This is a genomic window from Ramlibacter sp., assembly GCF_035706265.1.
Classification (GTDB): Bacteria; Pseudomonadota; Gammaproteobacteria; order Burkholderiales; family Burkholderiaceae_C; genus Ramlibacter.
In genome coordinates, this window is the sequence record NZ_DASSVG010000447.1 from 1 (window position 1) to 15,082 (window position 15,082).

Genomic DNA, 15,082 nt, shown 5'->3' on the forward strand with positions numbered 1-15,082 from the left:
GCGAGCCGCAGCGCCACCTCGGCCTCGATCAGGCGCAGGTTGAAGTGCGCGGTGACGGCGCTCGCCGGGCTCTCCCACACCCGCCGCGGGGGCAGCGGCGCGTGCGTGAGCACGGCCTCGCGCGAGGGCCCGCCCGACTTCCAGTGCAGCGGCACGGGGCGATCGAACCAGCCCGCTTCGGCGGCGACGCGCTCCTGCACCGCATAGGCGTCCTGCGCGTCGCGCAGCAGGCCGGCCAGCGGCGCGGCTTCCACCGTGGTGTCGCCGCGCCAGGCGCCCAGCAGCGCCTCGGCAACCTTTGCGACGCCGCTCACTTCCTGGCCGCCGCCTCGCGGTTGGCATGCAGGCGCGTGTCCACCAGGTCCACGATGCGGTCGATCACCGGATGGCGCAGGCCCAGCTGGCGCGCGACGAGTTGCACCAGCTTGTCGGCGCGCTCGATGTAGGGCGCGCCGTTCTGCAGGGCGCGGGCGGCCGAGGCCGGACGCGTCAGGCTCTGGGCGGCGGCGGCGTACTTCTCGAACGGCACCAGGTCCTCGGGGCGCGAGCCCAGGCGCACGCACAGGTCGAACACGAAGTTGTAGACCGAGCGCGATTCCTCGATGTTGGTGTGCACCGCCTCCTGCGCCGTGCGCATGCCGTCGGACGTGATGCAGCGGTAGTTGCCGGCCAGCAGCATCGACCACTTGGCCAGCGGCACGAAGATCGAATCGGAGACGCGCAGCTTCACCGGCAGCTCGATCGGGCCTTCCGGCGCCGGGAAGCGCACGGCGTCGATGTCGGCCTCCAGCTCGCGCAGGATCTGCGTGTGGGCCTCGTTGTCGAAGCGCGCGGCCTTGAAGTTGGTGGGCAGCGTGACCTGCAGCACGTTGACCTTCTCGTCCGGCGGGCGCACCGCCTGCGGGTCGGGGCTGCACAGGGTGAGCGTGCGCGGATCGAATTCGTCCCAGACGCTGGCGTCGGTGTAGGCCGGCTTCAGCGCGTTGGCGTCCAGGCCGGGAATGCGCTTCAGGTAGGGCAGCGGCGGCATGTTCATGATCGACATGCAGGGCACGCGCGAGCGCGCCACCGCGGCCAGCAGCTCGCGCACGCCGGGCGAGCGGTACTGCGGCTCCTGCATGGCCAGGCCGATCAGGTCGTAGTCGGCGGGGTTCACCTCCGAGGTGCCGGCGGCGGACACCTTGCCGGGCAGCTGGCGCGAATCGATCACGACCTGTTCGCTGCGGCCCTTCACGGGCATGCGGACGCGGAAGCCTTCGGTGTTGATCAGGTCGGCTTCGGCCGGCAGGCAGACCAGCTTCACCTCGTGGCCGGCGAACAGCAGCTTGGAGGCGAGCAGCGAGCCGTAGGAGGCGCCGAGGATCAGGATCTTGCGTTGGGTCGACATGGAGTCGTCTCCTCTTGTGGATTTCACGATGTGGCGTTCACGCCCGAGATATGGAAGCGTACGCCAGCGACTCGACCGTGCCAAGGCGAAATGCTTTTGACCGAAAGCGATGGACTCGCTGCGGCGCAGCAATCGCTACAGCGCGGGCCAGCGGTCGGCCCAGGGCCAGGCCTCCTCGTAGGCCGCACCGAGGTCCAGCAAGGCCTCGTCGGCGCCGTAGGGGCCCACCAGCTGCATGCCGATCGGCAAGCCTTCGGCCGACGGCGCGCAGGGCAGCGCCAGCGCCGGCAGGCCGGCGGCATTCACCCAGCCGGTGTAGACGGCGTGGCCGCGGGGCCCGACGTCCTGGCCCGCGATGCGGGGCGGGTAGGCGTCCTCCGCCGGCCAGGGCAGCGCCGCCGCCGAGGGCAGCACGATCACGTCGACCTCGCGGAACAGGTCCGCGCTGGCGCGGCGCAGGCGCTTCACCTGCTCGAGGATCTGCCACAGGCGCGCGGCGGGGATGTTGCGACCCTGCGCCGCCATGTCCAGGTATTTGGGCGACGCCTGGCGCGCCCAGTCGGGATGCTGCGCGAACAGGTGGGCGAGCCCGGCCTGCCCGATCTGCGGCCAGGCCTCGGCATAGAAGTCCAGGTCCAGCGGCAGCGCGCCTTCGCGCACCTCGTGCCCGAGCGCGCCGAGGCACTGCACGGCCTGCCGCACGCTGGCCGCGATCTGCGGATCGAGCGGCGCGGCGCCGAAGCGTTCGACATACAGGATGCGCAGGCTCCGGGCCGGGCGCGGTTCCGCCGCGGCCCGGGCGGCCGCCAGCGAGGAGCGGTCCACCGCCGCCGGCCCGCGCATGATCTCGAACAGCAGCCGTGCGTCGGCCACGGTGCGGGCCAGCGGCCCGATCACCTCGAAATCCAGCAGCAGGCTGGGCAGCACGTGTTCGCGCGGCACGGCCGAAAGGCTCGGCTTGAGCCCCACGAGCCCCGTGTGCGACGCCGGGCGGCGGATCGAGCCGCCGCCGTCCTGCCCGATCGCCAGCGGCGCGATGCCGGCTGCCACCGCGGCGACCGCGCCGCCGCTGGAGCCGCCGGGCGTGAGTGCCAGGTTCCAGGGGTTGCGCGTGACGCCGAAGACGGGATTGGCCGTGTAGCCTTCCAGCGCGAACTCCGGCACGTTGGTCTTGCCGATGATCAGCGCGCCGGCGGCGCGGGCGCGCGCGACGGCGAGCTCGTCCTGCCCGGTGGCATGGGTGCGCAGCGCCGGGCAGCCCCAGGTGGTGGGCAGGTCGCGGGTGTAGTGGCTGTCCTTCACCGACAGCGGGATGCCGTCCAGGGGCGTCAGCGGTGCGCCGCGGGCGAAGCGCTCGCTGGCCGCCCGCGCTTCCTCCATGAACGGGCCGTCGCGGCGCGCCACCACGGCGTTCAGCTTCGGGTTCACCGCCTCCAGCCGCGCCAGGCAGGCCTGCGCCACCGCCAGCGGCGTCAGGCTGCCTTCGCGGTAGCGGCGCTGCAGCTCGGTGGCGCCCAGGCGCCAGGGTTCCTGCGGGACCGCCATCACATGTGGGCCGGCAGCCAGGTCACCAGCTGCGGCGCGAACATCAGCAGGATCGTGAACAGGATCATGATCACGGCATAGGGCAGCGCGCCCCAGATCGCGTCCTCGATGCCGCCCTTGTCGGGGCGGATGCCGTGCACCACGAACAGGTTCATGCCCACCGGCGGCGTGATCAGGCCCAGCTCGCACATCAGCACGATGAAGATGCCGAACCAGATCGGGTCCACGCCCAGCGCGGTGGCGATCGGGTAGGTGATCGGGATGGTCGCCACCTGCATCGAGAGCACGTCCATGAACATGCCGAGGACCAGGTAGAACGCGATCAGCGCCAGCAGCAGCCCGGTGGCCGACAGGCCCAGGCCCGCCACCCACTTGGTCATCGCCTCGGCCACGCCGGTCAGGCTGATGGCCAGGTTCAGGATGAACGCCGCCGTGATGATCAGGAGGATCATGCCGCTGATGCGCGCGGTGGAGACGAAGCAGGTCTTGAGCAGGTCCAGCGTCAGCTTGCCGGAGGTGGCGGTGAAGAACAGCGCCGCCACCACGCCCAGCGCCGCGCTTTCGGTGGCGGTGGCGATGCCGAAGTAGAGGCTGCCCATCACGATGCCGAACACCACCATCGGCGGCACCAGGTAGCGCAGCGTGCGGATGCGCTCGGCCAGCGGCACCTTGGCCTCGCGCTTCACTTCTCCGCTCATGACGCTCTGGCACCAGATCCAGAGCATGAAGCAGCCGGTGAGCAGCAGGCCGGGAACGATGCCGGCGATGAACAGCTTGCCGATCGAGTTGTTGGTGAGCGACCCGTACACGATCATGTTGACGGAGGGCGGGATCAGGATGCCCAGCGTGCCGCCGGCGGCCAGCGTGCCGAGCGAATGCCGCATGGAATAGCCGCGCTTCATCAGGGATGGCAGGGCGACGGTGCCCACGGTGGCGGCCGTCGCCACCGAGGAACCGGAGGTGGCGGCGAAGAGGGCGCAGCTGCCGATGTTGGTGTGCAGCAGGCCGCCGGGCAGCCGCCCCAGCCAGGCGGACAGGGCCACGTACATGCGGTCGGCGATGCCGGAGCGCAGCAGCAGCTCACCGAGCAGCACGAACAGCGGGATGCAGGTGAGCAGGTTGTCGTTCTGCACGCCCCACACCACCGGCGCGATGGAATCCATGAAAGGCACGCCGTAGGCGGCGATGCCGCCCACGATGCCCACCAGAGCCATCGACACGGCGATCGGCATGCCCACCAGCATCATGCCCAGCATCGCGAAGAACGCGAGCGTGACGATTCCGACGCTCATGGCTGGCCTCCTTCGGCGGCCTGGCGCTGCGCCAGGTCGTCCAGTTCTTCCTTCAGTTCTTCCTTCGCGCTGCGCGGATGGAAGTCCGTGTTGAGCGTGGCGATGCGCCCGGCGAACAGCAGGCCGGTGGCGCGCAGCGCGTAGCCGCCCGCCACCAACGCGAAGATCACGAGGCCGGCGTACCAGACGCTTTGCGGGATGATCAGCGGCGTGGCCCAGGGCGTCTGCGCGGTGCTGCGGTATTGCAGCGTGTCGCCGATCACCTTGAACGCGACCCAGGCGATGAACACGCCGAAGGCGGCCAGCGAGAGCGCCGCGAACCAGTTCATGAAGGCCTGCACGCGACGCGGCAGGAGCTCGTGGAACACGTCGACGCGGATGTGCGCGCGGCCCATCAGGGCCAGGCTGAAGGCGAGCGTGGAGCCGACCGCCAGCGCATAGCCGCCCAGTTCGTCGGCGCCCTGCAGCGAGACGTTGAACAGCTTGCGCGAGAGCGTCTCCACCGTCACCACCAGGGCGAGGCCGAGGAAGATCATGCCGAAGACGCTGGCGAGCACCGTCTCCACGTGGTCCTTGAAGGAAGCGGCCGGCGCCCCGGCCGCCGCGCCCGCGCCGGGCGGCGCGAGCAGTTCGTCGCGGTCGAGCGCGGTGTTCACTTGATCCCCAGCAGCGGAGCGACCGTCGCCTTCCACTTCTGCGAGCAGCCGGGATTGGACCTGTCGCACACCTCGGCCCAGGCCGGCAGCGACACCTTGGTGACGGCGCTGCGGATCAGGTCGCCGTCGGCCGGCGTGACGGGCACGTTCACCAGCTTGAACTTCTTGCCGGTGGTGCAGGGGTCCTTGCCGGAGTTGCAGTTCAGCGCGTCCTGGAACAGCTCCTCGGAGTACTTCCAGATCTCGTCGGTGAGGCCCTCGAAGGCGGTCTTCAGCTTGGCCTGCTGGTCCGGCTTGAGGCTGTTCCAGGACTTGAGCGAGATCGCGTAGCCGTTCAGCGCCATCTGGAAGCCCACCGGCAGCTGGTGCGTCGTCACCTCCGGCCAGCCGGCGGAGTTGGCGGAGCTGGGGCCGGTGATGGCGCAGTCCACCACGCCCAGCGAGAGCGACTGGTGGGTGTCGGCGAAGGACACCGGCACCGGCGTGCCGCCCACCAGCTCGATGAACTTGGCCAGGTTCTGGTCGTAGACGCGCACCTTCAGGCCCTTCACGTCGGCCAGCCTGGCGATCGGCTTCTTGCAGAACAGGATCTGCGGGCCGAAGGGCCACACGCCCAGCAGCTTGACCTTGAACTGCTGCTGCAGGCGCGCGTCGATGGTGTCGAAGTAGGCCTTGGCGACCTTGCGGCCGGTGGCGTAGTCGGGCGAGGCGCCCACCAGGTCCAGGCCCAGGATGGTGGGCTCGTCGCGCGAGTTCTGCGAGACCCGCAGCGACACGATGTCGAACAGGCCCGCCTTCATCACCCGCAGCTGCTCGGTGTCCTTCACGCCCAGGGTGTCGATCGGCTTGTAGTCGACGTCGATCGGCAGGCCGGTCTTCTCGGCGAAGTGCTCGAAGAAGGGCTGTTCCTTGTTCTTCTGGATCAGGCCCGTGGCGAGCGGCTGGCCGATGGCCTTGAACTTGATGCGCTCCTGCGCGGCGGCGGGAAGGGCCAGCGCGCCGGCCAGGGCGGCCGCGGCGAGCACGGCAAGGGGAACGCGGAATTGCATGGCTTGTCTCCTGGTGGATCTTCTGGGACGGGAAGGGATCAGACCGGCAGCTTCCTGCTGTAGTCGATCAGCAGGGTGGAACAGACGAACAGGCCGGCGCCGGCGGCGGTGAACAGCATCAGCGCCATGTCGTAGGAGCCGGTGGCCTGCACGATCACGCCGACCAGGATCGGCACGCCGATGCCGGCGCAGTTGCCGCCCAGGTTCATGGTGCCGCCCAGGAAGCCGACGCGCTTGCGGGTGCCGATGATCGAGGGGATGGCCCAGAACAGGCCGCACCAGCGCAGGAAGAACAGCGTGACCGACAGCAGCACGACGACGGTGACCGGGTCCTTGAAGCGCGAGACGCTGTAGATGGCGATGGTGGCGATCACCGCGGCCACGCCGAACAGGGTGCGCAGCACGCGGGCCTGCGAGGCGCCGGCGGCCTTCCACTTGTCGGCGATCCAGCCGCCGACCATCTCGCCGACGAAGCCGGAGAAGAACATCAGGAACACCGCGCCGCCCATCTGCTTGATGTCGAGGCCGTGCACCTTCGACAGGTAGGTGGGCATCCAGGTCAGCAGGCCGTAGAACAGCGCGTTGAAGCACATCCAGCCGAAGAACATGCCCCAGACCGAGCGGTACCTGAAGAAGTCGAGCACCCGGCCGCTGGCGTTGGCCGGCTCGTTGGCCTCGTCGGCCGCGTGCGCCGCTTCGATGTAGGCGGCTTCGGCCTCGTTCACCGCGGGGTGCTGGCGCGGATGGTTGCGGATGTACCACCAGGCGAAGAAGCCCGCGACCATGGTGCCGACGCCGGCCACCACGAAGGAGGTGCGCCAGGATTCGAACTCGGCGATCAGGCCGGCGATGATCAGCGCACCGAGTGCCGCGCCCAGCGGGGCGCCGCCATCGAGCAGGGTGGCGCCGCGGCCGCGCTCGTTCTGCGTCATCCAGATGCCATTGAGCTTGCCGCCGGCCGGATAGATCGGCGCTTCGGCGGCACCGAGGCCCAGGCGGGTGGCGAACAGGCCGACCCAGCCGGTGCAGGCGGCGGCGATGGTCTGGAAGAAGCCCCAGCCGAGCGTGGAGCCGGCGATCACCACCCTCGGCCCGAAGCGGTCGGCCAGCATGCCGCCGGGGATCTGCATGAAGGCGTAGGTCCAGAAGAAGGACGAAAGCAGCAGGCCCTGCACCGCCGGGCCGATGTCGAATTCCTTCGCGATCAGCGGCATCGCCACCGAGAGCGAGGCCCGGTCGATGTAGTTGATCGAGATGAGCAACAGCATCATCAGGAAGATCTTCCAGCGCACGCGCGTGGGCGCGGCGGTGGCGGCGGCCGCGCTGGCATGCGGCAGGGGCGCGTCCAGGACGGCGGTGGCGGCGGGTTGCGTTTTCAAGGCGATCTCTCCGAGGGGGCGAAAGCAGGGAGCTCAGCGCTGGTGCGCGTCGAGCAGGGCGGCGATGGCGGGAGGCAGGCCCTTGTTGGGCTTGGCGGGCGGCGGCGCGAAGCTGCCGCGGACGGCCCGGCACGGCTTCAGAGCTGCCAGGGTTTCGGCGTGGCGCACGGCGCTGGAGACGCCGTCCACCACCGGCACCGGCAGCTGGCCGTGCAGGGAGCGGGCGAGTCCGGCCAGGGGCGCACCCGCGAGGATGATCACTTCGGCGCCGTCTTCGGCGACGGCACGCTCGGCCAGCTCCTTCAGGGCCTGCGCGTGCTCTTCCTGCACGCCGCCGATGCTGGAAAGCGGCCGGTCCAGCGCGCGGATGCTCGCCAGCCGGTCGCCGAAGCCGTAGCTCTCCACGGTCTCGCGGTACCAGGCCTGGATGCGCTGGGAGATGGCGATGATGGAGAAGCGGTGCCCGAGCAGGTGCGCGGTGGCGAGCGCCGCCTCGGTCATGCCGGTCACGGGCACCGGCAGCAGCTCGCGCAGGCCGGTGAGGCCGGGGTCGCCGAACGCCGCCACCACCACCGCGTCGGCGCGGGCGCAGTGTTCGGCGGCCATTTGCGCGGCGGCATAGGCGCCGACCAGCGCCTCGAAGCGCGTCTCGATGTAGGCCATGCCGAAGGGCGCGGTCAGCACCTCGATCTCGGTGCCTGGCGACGCGCTGCGTTGCGCCTCCGCGCGGATCAGGTCCGAGACGCTGTCGCTGATGTTGGGGTTGAGCAGGAGGATGCGCATCAGGATCTCCGGGGAAGCAGCGACGGGGCGCCGCAGGGAAGGAACTTGCCGCGGCCCGCCTGGCCGGTGAAGGAGCGGCCGTCCCACACCACCTGGCCGCGCGAGAGCGTCAGGCCGGGCCAGGCCTTCAGGCGCATGCCCTCGTAAGGCGTGTAGTCCACCGCGTGGTGCAGCGCGCCGTTGTCCACGGTAAGCTCGCGCTCGTCCCACACCACCAGGTCGGCATCGCTGCCGACGGCGATGGTGCCCTTGCGCGGATGCAGGCCGTAGGCCTTGGCAGGGTTGGTGGCGGTGAGCTCGACGAACTTCTGCAGCGTGATGCGGCCGCCCAGCACGCCTTCGGAATACAGCAGCGGCAGCCGCGTCTCCAGCCCCGGGATGCCGTTCGGGATGTGGCGGAAGGACGCTTCCTCGCCGCCGATCTTCTTGCCCTGCGGGTCGTCGAAGCAAAACGGCGCGTGGTCGGAGGAGAACACGGTGAACAGGCCGTCGGTGAGCCCTTCCCAGATGCGCTGCTGGTTGGCCCGGTCGCGCGGCGGCGGGCTGCACACGCACTTGGCGCCGTGGTAGCTGTCGTCGATGCCGAGGTCTTCGGCGGTGAGGAACAGGTACTGCGGGCAGGTCTCGGCGAACACCGGCAGGCCCTGGCCGCGGGCCCAGCGGATCTGCTCGATCGCCTCGCGGCCGGACACGTGCACGATCAGGATCGGCACGTCGACCAGTTCGGACAGCGCGATCGCGCGGTGCGTGGCCTCGCGCTCCACCAGCATCGGCCGCGCGTGCGCGTGCCAGCGCGGCGCCGTGCGGCCGGCGGCCTCGAGGCGCTTCGTCAGCCACTCGATGCAGTCGGCGTTCTCGGCGTGGATCATGGGCAGCGCGCCGTGGGTGCGTGCGACGTCCAGCACGTCGAGGATCTGCGCATCGTCGAGCTTCAGGTCGTCGTAGGTCATGTAGACCTTGAACGAGGTGTAGCCGCGGCCGATCAGGGCCGGCAATTCCTTCGCCAGCACGGCCGGCGTGGGATCGCTCACGATCAGGTGGAAGGCGTAGTCGATGCAGGCCTTGCCTTCGGCGCGCCCGTGGTAGTCGAGCACGGCGGCTTCCAGCGACTGGCCCTTCATCTGCGCGGCGAACGGGATCACGGTGGTGGTGCCGCCGCAGGCCGCGGAACGGGTGCCGGTGAGGAAGTCGTCGGCCATCCTGGCCGGGCCTTCCATCGGCTGGTCGAGGTGGCAGTGGGCGTCCACGCCGCCGGGCGTGACGGTGCGGCCGGCGGCGTCGATCTCGCGCGCACCGGCGGGCAGGCCCTCGCCGAGCAGGGCGATGCGGCCGCCGCGGATGCCGATGTCGCAGGCGAAGGTGTCGCTGGCGGTCGCCACGTGGGCGTTGCGCAGCACCAGGTCCAGGCCGGTATCAGTCATGGCGGGCTCCAGCGCAAGCCTGCTCGGCAGGGTCGGATGGTCGACAAAGTGACAGAAAAATTGTCAACAAAGATGGGGCCGTGGACGACGAGAGGTGGGACAGTTCGGTCAGGGGCATGGCGGGAGGAAATGCAGTCGTTCCGGCGTGGAGGAGTCCGTCGCGCCGGGGTGTCGGAACTATCGGCCACGACCCGCCGGCGTCGACTTGGTGTTTACACCAATGTCGACAAACGGCGCTTCAAAATGTGAACATAGATCCTGCGTTGACCTAGACTGCGCTTCACGACCGGAGACCCGAGCCATGAACCAAGCCCTGCGCCTGGGGGTGCTGACCCCCTCTTCCAACACCGCCCTCGAGCCGCTCACCAGCGCGCTGGTGGCCACCCTGCCGGGGGCCAGCGCCCACTTCTCGCGCTTTCGCGTGACCGAGATCGCGCTCGATGCGCAGGCCCTGGGCCAGTTCGACGACAGCAAGATCCTGGCGGCGGCCGAACTGCTGGCCGACGCGAAGGTGGACGTGATCGGCTGGAGTGGCACCTCCTCCGGCTGGCTCGGCTTCGAGCGCGACCATCAACTGGTGGCGCGCATCCGCGAGCGCACCGGCATCCCCGCCACGACGGCGGTGCTGGCGCTCAACGAGCTGCTGGCGCTGAAGGAGATCCGGCGCATCGCGCTGGTGACGCCCTACACGGAGGACGTGCAGCAGCGCATCGTGGCCAACTACCGCGCGCTCGGCATCGAGGTGGTCGCCGAGCAGCACCTGGGCATCCGCGTCAACCACGATTTCGCCGGCGTGCCGCCGCGGATGCTGCGCGAACTGCTGGACCAAGTGGCGCGCGCCAAGCCCCAGGCGATCACCACCTTCTGCACCAACCTGCGGGCGGCGCAGCTGGCCGCGGACTTCGAACGCGAACGCGGCATTTCCCTGCTGGACACGGTGAGCACCACGGTCTGGGGCATGGTGCGCGCGGCCGGCGCCTCGCCCGCGGCCATCGCCGGCTGGGGGGAGCTGTTCCAATGGGCCTGAGCCACGATCCCGCGCCGGACGGCGGGCACGACCACGCGCACGACCACGGGCGCGCGCAGGGCCGCCGCGGGGGCGCCGCTAGAATGGCCGGGCATTCCAGCCCCGTCCGAGCGCCCGTCACCCCCATGCCCGCCGCCGCGCGCAAAGCGCCCGCCGCCCGCGTCGACCGCGAGAAAAGCGTCGACGAAATCTACGAGAAGATCTACGTCGCCATCCTCGAGCACCGGCTGCATCCCGGCACCAAGCTGGGCGAGGAGAAGATGGCCGACATCTTCGGCGTCAGCCGCGCGCGCATCCGCGAAGTGCTGGCGCGGCTGGCGCACGAGCAGATCGTGGAGCTGTTCCCGCAGCGCGGCGCCTACGTCGCCAAGCCCACCATCGAGCAGGCGCGCGACGTCTTCGAGGCCCGTCGTCTGATCGAGCCGGCGGTGGTGCGCCGGCTGGTGGACACGATGAGCCCGGAGAAGATCCAGCGCCTGCGGCAGCACGTGGAGACGGAGGCGCAGGCCCGCGGGCGCGGAGACAAGCGCGCAGTGATCCGCCTCTCCGGCGAGTTCCACACCTTGCTGGCGGAGCTGGCGGGCAATTCGGCGCTGGCGCGCACCATGCGCGAGCTGTGCATGCTCACCTGCCTGACGATCTTCCTGTACGACGCCCCGACGGCGCAGAGCTGCCGCGACGACGAGCACCAGATGATCATCGACGCGGTCGCCAGGCGCGATGGCACGCGGGCCGAGAAGATCATGCTGGACCACCTCGACCACATCGAGGGCAGCCTGCAACTCGACAACGGCAACGGCGAAGCCGACCTGGAAGCGATCTTCCGCGGCTAGCTCCGGCTAGGCATTTCTACCCATCTTCCGCCGGCGCCGCGGCAGGCGTACGCTGGCGGTGCGCCCAACGCGAATCAGGGCTATGCGCCGGAGTCCCATCCTGCCGCAGGCCGTGGCGTGAAAGAAGTCACGGCCGGCCGCCTCGCTCGCATCGCAGGTTGCGGAATTTACGGCGGCTTCACAGCAGGGGTTCACGCTCGTGCGTTCTGGGAGTCACCATGAAGTCCCGTCTCCAGCCCGCCATGAACACCTTGCAGCAGCGCCGGATGTGGCGCTATTTCTGGCTCGCGGCCATCCTGCTCGTGGGCCTCGCCGGCGCAGTCTTCGCGCAGGAGGGCGAGGATCCGCCGACGCGCGTGGGCTTCGTGAGCTACAGCCAGGGCAGCGTGGTGTTCGCCCCCCAGGGCGACGACGAGTGGATCGAGCTGCCGCCCAACCGCCCGCTCACCGCCGGCGACCGCCTGTGGACCGACCGCGGCGCGCGGGCCGAACTGCAGGTGGGCACGAGCACGCTGCACCTCGATGGCGAAAGCCACCTGGGCGTGAGCGAGCTGGAGGAGCGCGCCCTCAAGGTGATCCTGCAGCAGGGCAGCCTCAACCTGCGGGTGCGCGAGGTGTCGCAGGGCGAGAACGTGGAGGTGGACACGCCCAATCTCGCGTTGCGCGCGCTGCAGCCCGGCGACTACCGCGTCGACGTCGATCCGCGCAGCGGCCAGACGCGCGTCTCGGTGCAAAGCGGCCTGGCCACCGCCTTCGGCGAGCGCGGCGAAGCGATCCAGATGGGCGCCGGCCAGATCGCCAGCTTCGCGGGCCGCGCCCTCGCCCGCGCGCAGGGGCCGGGCTACCAGCAGGACGACTTCGCCCTCTGGGCCGCCGAGCGCAACCGCGCCGAGGACGATTCCGTGGCCGCGCGCTACGTGCCACGCGGGGTGGTCGGCTACGCGCAGCTCGATCAGTACGGCGCCTGGGGGCAGGACCCGACCTATGGCACCGTCTGGTATCCCACCGTGCAGGTGGACAACTGGGCGCCCTACCGCTACGGCCACTGGGACTGGATCTCGCCCTGGGGCTGGACCTGGATCGACGACGCGCCGTGGGGCTTCGCCCCCTTCCACTACGGCCGCTGGACCATGATCGCCGACCGCTGGGCCTGGGTGCCGGGGCGGCTCGCGCACCGGCCGGTCTATGCGCCGGCGCTGGTGGTGTTCCTCGGTGGCGACGGCACGCAATTGGCGATCGGCTCCGGCCCCGCGGTGGGCTGGTATCCGCTCGCGCCGGGCGAGGCGTGGTGGCCGGTGTTCCGGCACTCGCCGCGCTACGTGGGCTTCGCCAACTTCAACATCAACCTGAATGCCTATCCGCGCAACTTCAGCAACCACGTGTGGCGCCACCGGCCGTTCGCGGTGACGGCCGTGCGGGAGGACGACTTCCGCCGCGGCCGCCCGGTCTACCGTCACTGGCACCCGCTGAGCCCGCAGGCCATCGGCCACTCGCGCATGAACGTGGTGCCGGTGCGGCCCGAGATGCGGCATCGCGACGGGCCGCGTCCCACCACGCGCCTGCAGGCCACGCCGCCGGCGGGGCGGCAATTCGTGCAACCCGGTGAGCGGCAGTTCGTGCAACCCGGCGGGCGCCGGTTCGTCCAGCCGGCGCCGGACGCGCCGCGCTTCTCGGGCGGGCGTGATGATGCGCCGGCGGTGCGCGAGCAGTTCCGCGCCCAGCGCGAGCAGGACCGGCTGCAGCGCGACGCCGAACGCGCCGCGCGCGAGCAGCAGCGCCAGGCCGAAGCCGCCCGCGGGCAGCAGGATTTCCGGGGGCGGCGCGAACAGATGCAGCGCCAGCAGCAGGAGCAGACGCTGCGGCAACAGCAGGCCGAGAGGATGCAAGGCCTGCGCGACCAGCAAGCCGAGCGGATCCAGGCCCAGCGCGACCAGCAGGCGCAACGGCTGCAGGCGCTGCGCGAGCAGCAGTTGCAGCGCCTGCAGCAGCAGCGGGAAGGGAATGCACCGCCGGCGCGCCAGTTCACGCAGCCGGTGCGGCCCTTCGTGCAGTCCGCGCCGCAACAGGGCATTCGCGTGCCGCAGCAGCAGGTGCGCCCGGTGCAGCAACCGGAGCACGTCGCCCCGGCGCATCGCAGTCACGAGGGCGGCGGGCGCGCCTGGCAGCGGCACGGCGGCGACGAGCAGCCCGGCCGGCCGGGCCAGGGCGGCGGGCGCGGGCGTTGAGCGCCCCGTCCGCGCGAAGCGCTCACCCCGCGCGGAGCCCGATCAGCCCTCGTCCTTCAACTTGTACTGCGACGCCAGCTGCTGCTGCACGTTCGGCGGCACCTGCTCGTAGTGGCTGAAGGCGATGGTGTAGCGGCCCTGGCCGCCGGTGAGCGAGTTCAGGCGCGACTGGTAGCTGGCCAGCTCCGACAGCGGCGCCTGCGCCACCACCGTCAGCGTGCCCGCCGTCTCACCCTTGGTGCCCATCACCTGCCCGCGCCGCGATGAGAGGTCGCCGGTGATGTCGCCCATGTTGGCCTCGGGCGCCGTGATCTCCACGTTGACGATCGGCTCCAGCACGCAGGGCCGCGCGGCCTGCACCGCCGCCTGCAGCGCTTTCTTGCCGGCGGTGACGAACGCGATTTCCTTGCTGTCCACCGTATGGTGCTTGCCGTCGTAGACGATGCACTTCAGGTCGACGACCGGGTAGCCCGCGACCACGCCCTCCTCCATCGCCGCGCGCACGCCCTTCTCGACGGCCGGCATGAAGTTGTTGGGGATCGCGCCGCCCTTGACCTCGTCGGCGAACTGGAAGCCGCTGCCGCGCGGCAGCGGCTCGATGCGCAGGAACACCTCGCCGAACTGGCCGGCGCCGCCGGTCTGCTTCTTGTGGCGGTGGTGGCCTTCGGCCGGCGCCGTGACGGTCTCGCGGTAGGCGATGCGCGGCGGCCGGGTGTCGACCTGGCAGTTGTGCACTTCCTGCAGCCGCTCCAGCAGCGTGCGCAGGTGCAGATCGCCGAGGCCGTAGACCACCGTCTCGTTGGTGGTCGCCACGTGCTCCAGCTTGAGGCAGGGGTCTTCGCTGATCAGCTTCTGCAGGATGTCGTGCAGGCGCTGCTCGTCACCCCGCCGCTTGGGCGAGATCGCCAGGCCGTGCACCGGCACCGGGAACTCCAGCGGCTTCAGGTGGATGTGCGAATCCTCGGCGGCATCGTGCAGCACGGCGTCGAAGTGCAGTTCCTCCACCTTCGCGATGGCGCACAGGTCGCCGGGCACCGCCTTGGCCACCTCCACCAGCTCCTTGCCCTGCAGCATGAACAGGTGGCCGACCTTGAAAGGGCGGCGGCCATCGCCGACATAGAGCTGGCTGTCCTTGGTGATCGTGCCCTGGTGCACGCGGATCACCCCCATCTTGCCGACGTAGGGATCCTGCGTGATCTTGAAGACGTGCGCCAGGACGTGCTTCTCCGGGTCGACCACGGCCTGGATCGGCTTGGCGTCGTCGCCCTCGCCTTCCAGGAAGGCGGGCGGATTGCTCTCGGTGGGATCGGGCAGCAGCCGCTCGATCACGTCCAGCAGCTCGGACACGCCGGCGCCGGTGCGCGCCGAGACGAAGCAGATCGGCACCAGGTGGCCTTCGCGCAGCGCCTGCTCCAGCGGCGCGTGCAGCTCCGAGGGATCGACGTCGCCGTCGTTGAGGTAGCGCTCGACGAAAGCGGCGTCCAC

General features: G+C 70.4%; 12 protein-coding genes and 1 pseudogene. 3 read left to right on the forward strand and 10 right to left on the reverse strand.

Features of this window, described 5'->3' with window-relative positions; translation table 11 throughout:
* The 9 genes and pseudogenes from VFM98_RS15940 to hydA all read right to left on the reverse strand — a co-directional run.
* Positions 1 to 314, reverse strand: a pseudogene (locus VFM98_RS15940) (2-keto-4-pentenoate hydratase); the annotation flags it as partial.
* Entirely contained in the window at positions 311 to 1,387 is a 1,077-nt protein-coding gene (locus VFM98_RS15945) for a hypothetical protein (protein ID WP_325110886.1), read from the reverse strand. The pseudogene VFM98_RS15940 and the gene VFM98_RS15945, both read right to left, overlap by 4 nt.
* A 135-nt stretch (positions 1,388 to 1,522) precedes the next feature.
* Positions 1,523 to 2,932: an amidase gene (locus tag VFM98_RS15950; RefSeq protein WP_325110887.1), complete on the reverse strand. Its 1,410-nt coding sequence runs from the start codon at positions 2,930 to 2,932 to the stop codon at positions 1,523 to 1,525.
* The gene (locus VFM98_RS15955) at positions 2,932 to 4,224 is read right to left on the reverse strand and encodes a TRAP transporter large permease (protein WP_325110888.1); all 1,293 of its coding nucleotides are present in this window, start codon (positions 4,222 to 4,224) and stop codon (positions 2,932 to 2,934) included. Before VFM98_RS15955 ends, VFM98_RS15950 begins: the two co-directional genes overlap by 1 nt.
* On the reverse strand, positions 4,221 to 4,880 hold the full coding sequence (locus tag VFM98_RS15960) for a TRAP transporter small permease (protein WP_325110889.1): 660 nt from the start codon (positions 4,878 to 4,880) through the stop codon (positions 4,221 to 4,223). Before VFM98_RS15960 ends, VFM98_RS15955 begins: the two co-directional genes overlap by 4 nt.
* Entirely contained in the window at positions 4,877 to 5,929 is a 1,053-nt protein-coding gene (locus VFM98_RS15965; protein ID WP_325110890.1) for a TRAP transporter substrate-binding protein, read from the reverse strand. The genes VFM98_RS15960 and VFM98_RS15965 overlap by 4 nt, the downstream gene beginning before the upstream one ends.
* Positions 5,930 to 5,967: 38 nt before the next feature.
* A complete protein-coding gene (locus VFM98_RS15970) occupies positions 5,968 to 7,200 on the reverse strand; it encodes an MFS transporter (RefSeq protein ID WP_414709036.1) in 1,233 nt (410 codons plus the stop codon).
* Between the two features lie 141 nt (positions 7,201 to 7,341).
* Complete coding sequence (locus tag VFM98_RS15975) at positions 7,342 to 8,091, reverse strand: aspartate/glutamate racemase family protein (RefSeq protein ID WP_325110891.1); 750 nt, start codon at positions 8,089 to 8,091, stop codon at positions 7,342 to 7,344.
* Positions 8,091 to 9,512, reverse strand: coding sequence for a dihydropyrimidinase (hydA, locus tag VFM98_RS15980; RefSeq protein ID WP_325110892.1), 1,422 nt, complete (start codon positions 9,510 to 9,512; stop codon positions 8,091 to 8,093). Before hydA ends, VFM98_RS15975 begins: the two co-directional genes overlap by 1 nt.
* Positions 9,513 to 9,813: 301 nt before the next feature.
* Between hydA and VFM98_RS15985 the strand changes: the two genes are divergently transcribed.
* The 3 genes from VFM98_RS15985 to VFM98_RS15995 all read left to right on the forward strand — a co-directional run bounded on the left by VFM98_RS15985 (position 9,814) and on the right by VFM98_RS15995 (position 13,597).
* A complete protein-coding gene (locus VFM98_RS15985) occupies positions 9,814 to 10,539 on the forward strand; it encodes a maleate cis-trans isomerase family protein (RefSeq protein WP_325110893.1) in 726 nt (241 codons plus the stop codon).
* Positions 10,540 to 10,664: 125 nt separating this feature from the next.
* Positions 10,665 to 11,372: a GntR family transcriptional regulator gene (locus tag VFM98_RS15990; protein WP_414709037.1), complete on the forward strand. Its 708-nt coding sequence runs from the start codon at positions 10,665 to 10,667 to the stop codon at positions 11,370 to 11,372.
* Positions 11,373 to 11,590: 218 nt separating this feature from the next.
* Positions 11,591 to 13,597: a DUF6600 domain-containing protein gene (locus VFM98_RS15995; RefSeq protein ID WP_325110895.1), complete on the forward strand. Its 2,007-nt coding sequence runs from the start codon at positions 11,591 to 11,593 to the stop codon at positions 13,595 to 13,597.
* 42 nt (positions 13,598 to 13,639) lie between these two features.
* On the opposite strand, the gene fusA is transcribed toward VFM98_RS15995, so the two are convergent.
* The coding region (gene fusA, locus VFM98_RS16000; RefSeq protein ID WP_325110896.1) for an elongation factor G at positions 13,640 to 15,082 on the reverse strand (1,443 nt) is incomplete at its 5' end.